General features: G+C 53.3%; 6 protein-coding genes and 1 other annotated feature. Of the genes, 3 read left to right on the forward strand and 3 right to left on the reverse strand.

The features are described from left to right. From GKC03_09990 to GKC03_10000, 3 genes are all read right to left on the reverse strand, one after another. Positions 1–477, reverse strand: a 477-nt coding sequence (locus GKC03_09990; protein NYT12856.1) for a M24 family metallopeptidase, incomplete at its 3' end; no start/stop codon positions are given. Beyond that, positions 470–1,111 (reverse strand): threonylcarbamoyl-AMP synthase, encoded by a 642-nt coding sequence (locus tag GKC03_09995; GenBank protein ID NYT12857.1) that lies wholly within the window; start codon positions 1,109–1,111, stop codon positions 470–472. The genes GKC03_09990 and GKC03_09995, both read right to left, overlap by 8 nt. Beyond that, positions 1,111–1,752 carry an MBL fold metallo-hydrolase gene (locus tag GKC03_10000; GenBank protein ID NYT12858.1) on the reverse strand — a complete coding sequence of 214 codons (642 nt, stop codon included), beginning with the start codon at positions 1,750–1,752 and terminating at the stop codon, positions 1,111–1,113. The genes GKC03_09995 and GKC03_10000 overlap by 1 nt, the downstream gene beginning before the upstream one ends. A 139-nt stretch (positions 1,753–1,891) precedes the next feature. Here GKC03_10000 and GKC03_10005 point away from each other — a divergent pair, with 139 nt between their 5' ends. Genes GKC03_10005 through GKC03_10015 form a run of 3 tightly spaced genes read left to right on the forward strand, consistent with a single transcriptional unit; the run spans position 1,892 to position 4,591 of the window. After that, positions 1,892–2,989, forward strand: a complete 1,098-nt coding sequence (locus tag GKC03_10005; protein NYT12859.1) for an ADP-forming succinate--CoA ligase subunit beta — start codon at positions 1,892–1,894, stop codon at positions 2,987–2,989. Next, complete coding sequence (sucD, locus tag GKC03_10010) at positions 2,989–3,864, forward strand: succinate--CoA ligase subunit alpha (GenBank protein NYT12860.1); 876 nt, start codon at positions 2,989–2,991, stop codon at positions 3,862–3,864. The genes GKC03_10005 and sucD overlap by 1 nt, the downstream gene beginning before the upstream one ends. Beyond that, positions 3,854–4,591: an HAD-IA family hydrolase gene (locus GKC03_10015; GenBank protein NYT12861.1), complete on the forward strand. Its 738-nt coding sequence runs from the start codon at positions 3,854–3,856 to the stop codon at positions 4,589–4,591. The genes sucD and GKC03_10015 overlap by 11 nt, the downstream gene beginning before the upstream one ends. Positions 4,592–4,971: 380 nt before the next feature. Continuing rightward, positions 4,972–5,922: a sequence feature (possible 23S ribosomal RNA but 16S or 23S rRNA prediction is too short), on the forward strand. The last annotated feature ends 5 nt before the right edge of the window (positions 5,923–5,927 follow it).

Below are 5,927 nucleotides of genomic sequence, written 5' to 3' on the forward strand. Positions count from 1 at the left end.
CATCCCATGGCCTGTCAGATTCACAACTGGGAAAAATCCATCGTCCTTGATGCTCCTCTCTATGGCACCGCCCAGGGTGCTCACCGTCACGCCTTCCCCTATGATCTCAAGGGCGATAGCGAGTGCCCTTTTTGACGACTCTATGAGATCCTGATAGTTCCTTGTACCCACCTCAACGGTGATGGCGGTATCCCCGATGTAACCTTCCACATGTGCCCCCACGTCGAGCTTGACCACATCCCCGTTTACGAATCTCTTGTCGTCGGTGGAGCTCGGCGTGTAATGTGCCGCAATCTCGTTTACGCTGATGTTGACTGGAAACGCTGGTTCTCCTCCACCGTTCCTAATGATCTCCTCTACCTCCTCGGCGACCTCAAGGTAGCTGACGCCTTCGTCAATGAGTTCGTATCCTATGTCCCTAGCCTCGGAGGATATGGCGCCGGCCTTCCTCAGGGCCGCCACCATATTATCATTCATTCAAAACCGCCATGATCTCTTCTAGGGATATGGGTCCTTTCCTGATTACCTCCAGACCGCCGTTGTTCAGCTGCACTATGGTAGATGGTTTCCCCAGTTTGGGAACACCGCAATCCAGGTAGAAGCGTACAGCATCACCCAGCTCCTGCATTACCTCCGTGGTGCTGAGGGGGTTGGGTTTGGAGTGTATGTTCGCGCTGGTCGAAGTAAGAGGACCGAATTGTTCGATCAGTCTCAGGGCAAATGGTTGGTCGGGTATCCTTACCCCGACCTCCATCGAGGCGGAGGTGAGAATGTCAGGAATGACGGGTCGCTTGGTGACAAGAAGGGTCAAAGGTCCCGGCATGAATTTCTTGACTAGCTTACGCTCCCTGTCGTCTAAAATGGCGATCTGCTCAAGCATGTTGAGGTCCCTTACCGCTACGGACAAGGGCATGTCGAACGGCCTCTTCTTCACCATGTAAACCTTCTTGACCGCTCCCTCGTTCAGAGCATTGGCTCCCAGTCCATAAACGGTCTCGGTGGGGTAAACTACAAGTTCCCCAGCTCTCAGGGCTTCTAAGATCTCCTCCATCTTGAACTCGGGAAGATCGCTGTTCGCGCACTCAAGCCTCTCACACTTTATCGTTTCCATTATGACTCCCCTAGACATCCGAGTGCATCGCGGAGATGCCACAGTGCATTCCCCTTAGCGCAGGGACCATGACCGGGATAGAGATCCTTGACCTCCAACCGCCCCAGTCTTATGAGCGATCCTATGAGATCATCGTAATCCCCAGTGGGTAGGTCCCAGCGTCCCACGCCGCCAACAAAGACCGTATCACCCGATATAAGCGTTCCATCCCCTTCACAGAAAAGGGAAAGGCTGCCCACCGAGTGACCTGGGGTATGCATAATAAGGAAGTCCCTTTCACCGGTCGAGATGATGTCCCCCTCCTTCAGAGACTCCACCTCTACCGCCTCCATGGCTTCCCCGAACATGCTGGCTTGGGTTCCCCATGAGTCTCCATTGGCGATCGGTTCTGCGTCCAATTCATGGATCAGGACCGTTGCACCGAGAGCTCTTGCGAGCTTCGCGGCACCCCCTACATGGTCATAGTGCCTGTGGGTAAGGATGATGCGTCCTATGTTCTTGCTGTCCATCAACTTCTCGATCCAATCGAGAACGGATTGGGTGTTTGCTCCCGTACCGGCGTCGATCAGAAAGGGGTCCTCTCCAGTCACCAGGAAGATGTTCGAATCGAACCCCCTTCCAGGGAGATGATGGACGTTCATTTCAGAATTCTGAAGTTTGAGGAGATATATAAGTCCTTTCCTGTTTTCTACCGATGATGAATTGAGGTTCGCCTCAACCGCCCCAGGTTGAACGATAGAGGTATGTATTACGTAGTCAAATCAAGGGCGAGGAATAGGGATGAAGCTTCTAGAGCATCAGGCCAAGGAGCTGTTCAGAGAATATGGTATTCCCACACCCTGTGGTTACCTTGTGGACAACCCCAATGATGTCGATGACCATATCGGGGACTCCGTCATCAAGGCGCAGGTACTCATCGGCGGCAGGGGAAAGGCGGGTGGCATACGCTTCGCGAATGATGCTGAATCTGCGCGTGAGGAGGTGCGAAACGTTCTGGGGATGGATATCAGGGGATTCAAGGTCAGGAGAGTTCTCATCGAGGAAAGACTTCACATTGCCAGGGAGCTCTACATGGGCATAGCTATCGACAGAAGCAGGGGTCTCCCCCTTCTTCTGGCCAGCAAGGAGGGCGGTGTCGAGATCGAGAGCGTTAAGGATGAGCTCATTGGAAGGTGGCATCTTGTTCCCGACGACAAGACCGATGGGATCGTTAATGAGATCACTTCATTCCTTGCACTGAATGGAATGAAAGAACAGGTCGCCCGGCTGGTGGAGTCCCTGTGGAGATTGTTCTGGGATAAGGACTGCGAGCTTGTTGAGATCAATCCCCTGGTCGTAAGGAAGGAGGGCGACATGGTCGCATCAGATGCCAAGATCATAATCAATGATGATGCTCTGTTCAGGCATCCCGAACTTCCTATTGAGGAGGAGGATCTCACGCCCTTGGAAAGGAGGGCGAGGGATAAGGGCATTGCCTTTGTCCAGCTGGATGGTGGGATAGGGGTGATCGCCAACGGTGCCGGTCTGACCATGTCCACCCTCGACACTCTCTCCCTCTACGGAGGAAAGGGGGGGGTGTTCCTGGACCTGGGAGGCACCGATGACGTTGCCCAGGTAGTGGAGGCCTTCAGATTGATGGTGGATGCGTCTCCAAAGGTGATACTCGTCAACATATTCGGTGGTATCACCAAATGCGATACCGTGGCAAAGGGAATCGTCCAGGCCAAGGAGTCGCTGCATATTAGTTACCCCATGGTTGCCAGGATAAAGGGGGTGAACGAGACGGAAGCAAGGAGAATACTCGAGGAAAATGGAATCTTCGCCCTGCAGGACCTCGACAGAGCCTGCAGGAAGGCAAGCGAACTGGAGGCCTCCTGATGTCAGTTCTTCTCGACGAGAGCAATAGGGTTGTGGTGCAGGGAATCACCGGGCACCAGGGCCAGTTCCATACAGAAGCCATGCTCAAATTTGGCACGAATGTTGTGGCGGGGGTAACCCCGGGAAAGGCTGGTCAGAAAGTGCACGGAGTTGAAGTGTTCGGGAGCATGACTGACGCCGTCCGGGATACTGGTGCCGATACCTCGATCCTGTTCGTCCCCGCTAGATTCGTCAAGAGTGCGGCGAAAGAAGCGATGGACTCGGGCATTCAGCTGATGGTGATCGTCTCAGAACATGTCCCGGTCCATGACAGTATTGAGATCATACAGATAGCCAAGTCCCAGGGGGTCCGCATCGTCGGTCCCAACTGTCCTGGGTTAGGGTCTCCAGGAAAGGCCAAGCTGGGGATCATGCCAAACCAGATATTCAAGGAGGGAACGGTCGGCCTTGTGTCGAGGAGCGGTACCCTCACTTACGAAGTGGTGAACGCTCTTACCGAAGCGGGGATAGGTCAGTCGACCTGCATTGGCATAGGCGGAGATCCGATCGTGGGAACTTCCTTTATCGACGTGCTGGATCTCTTTCAGAACGACCCTGGTACTTCGGCGGTCGTTCTCATCGGGGAGATTGGGGGAACGGCTGAGGAGGAAGCAGCGGAATTCATCATGAAGAATTTGACCAAGCCTGTTTGCGCGTACATAGCCGGTTTGACCGCTCCCCCTGGAAAGAGGATGGGTCACGCCGGGGCCATTATAAGTCGGGGAAGAGGAACTGCCAAAAGCAAAGTCAGGGCACTTGAAGAAGCCGGCGTGAAGGTAGCGAACGTGCCCCAAGAAATACCTAAACTGGTAAAGGAGATATTGAATGATGCATGACCATATGACGATCAAGGAGTGCTTCCTGTTCGACGCGGGAAACACCCTTCTGAGGTTGAACCCAAGCCGGGAGGAACTCCTTCTGAAGATACTGAAAACTCACGGGATGGAGACCACTCTGGGGAAGGTGAAGCTTGCCTTCATGATGAACGATCACATGATGAACATAGGTGGCTTCACCATCCTTTCGAAGGAGAAGAGATGGCAGTACTGGAAAGAATATACTGAGAACTTGTTGAATTCAACTGGACTTCCCTTGGAAGAAATTGATGGGGTGACAGAGAGCATTTCAGGAGCATTTTGCAGCCCAAAGAGCTGGATCCCCTTCTACGACGTCAAACCCACCCTGGAAAAGCTCAGGGATTCAGGATGTGTCATGGCGATCGTTTCCAATGCCGAGCACTGCCTCTACCGAACACTGGAGATTCATGACCTCGCGCAGTACTTCGAGACGGTCGTCATATCGGAAGAAGTGCGAGTGGAGAAGCCAGATCCATTGATATTCCAGGAGGCACTTACACGCCTGAATATTCCTCCTGAGAAATGCGTGCACACCGGTGACATGATGGATGCGGATGTCAGGGGGGCAAGAGAAAGTGGGATCACGCCCGTCTGGCTTGACAGACAGCAACTGGGTAAGTACACTCCAGAGATATTGAGGATCAGCACCCTCACCGATCTGCCGGTGATGTTCAGGCTTCCCGGTGACGGGCGCGTGAGCCTATGACATATCATGTTACCACCTTGAAGAATAGGGAGTTCGAGCGGGGCATCTGCAACACCTCAGGAACAAGAAACCCAGACTATCTAGAAATGCTTAAATACACCCCCGAGTCTAGGTAGACGTTGCGATGCTCTGAGGGGAGAATACGGGACGCGTCAACGATAACGTATTTATATCCCTTCGAATATTGCGTTGCCCCGCGGGGACCAAAACTTGTGTTTGGCCACGCTTGGAGATTGACGATTATGTGCACCCGGAAAGTTGATCCTTTTCGGGGAAGTGGCGAGAACTGCTGGGAGCAAGGAAGGCATCCTGGCGTTTTATGATACCAATCATACGCAACCTGGACGATTGTTAAGCCGACATAATGCGGCTCGCTACGCCGTCTGGGGGATGGCTCGGCTCAAGCGCCGATGAAGGTCGTGTCAAGCTGCGATAAGCGCCGGGTAGGTGCACGAAGCCTATGATCCGGCGATGACCTAATGGGACTTCCTGCTCTTAGGAGCGGTCCTTATGGATCGGGAACGCGGGGGATTGAAACATCTTAGTACCCGCAGGAAAAGAAATCAATAGAGATGCCGTTAGTAAAGGCGATCGAACGCGGCAAAGGGCAAACTGAATCCCCTCGGAAACGAGTGGGAGATGTGGTGTTGTTGGATCCGAGCACATCTTCGTTGATAAACCAGAAGTTGGCTGGAATGCCACGCCAAAGAGGGTGATAGCCCCGTACGGGTAAATCAAAAAGATGATTTCGGGTATCCAGAGTAGCGTGCGTTGGATATCGCGCGTGAAGCAGGGAAACATTCATTTCCAACCCTAAATACGTCTTGAGACCGATAGCGCATTAGTAGCGTGAGCGAAGGCTGAAAAGTACCCTTTACGGGAGGTAAAAAGAGCCTGAAACCAGACGGTTATAAGCTGATACGGCGTGAAAGGAACGAAGCTTAATTGCTGACCAGCGTCGTATCTTCCGTTTAGAAAAACGGGCCAGGGAGTTCTGATCAATGGCGAGACTAAGCGTGTAGACGCGGAGTCGAAGGGAAACCAACCGCCCGCAACTTTTCAAGTGAGGGGCGAGGTGTGCTCGCCTGGAGTCATTGGTGGGATACCCGAAGCCAGTCGATCTAGGCCTGGGCAGGTTGAAGCCTCTCGAAAGGGAGGTGGAGGACCGAACCGGTGCTGATGTTCAAATCGCTCGGATGACCTGGGTCTAGGGGTGAAAGGCCAATCTAGACTGGAAATAGCTGGTTCCTCTCGAAACTAGTCGTAGCTAGATCTCAGTGGAGGCTGATCATGGGGTAGAGCACTGATTGGGCGTTTAGGGGGAGAAATCCCTCGG

The organism is Methanomassiliicoccales archaeon, from assembly GCA_013415695.1.
Classification (GTDB): domain Archaea; phylum Thermoplasmatota; class Thermoplasmata; order Methanomassiliicoccales; family JAAEEP01; genus JAAEEP01.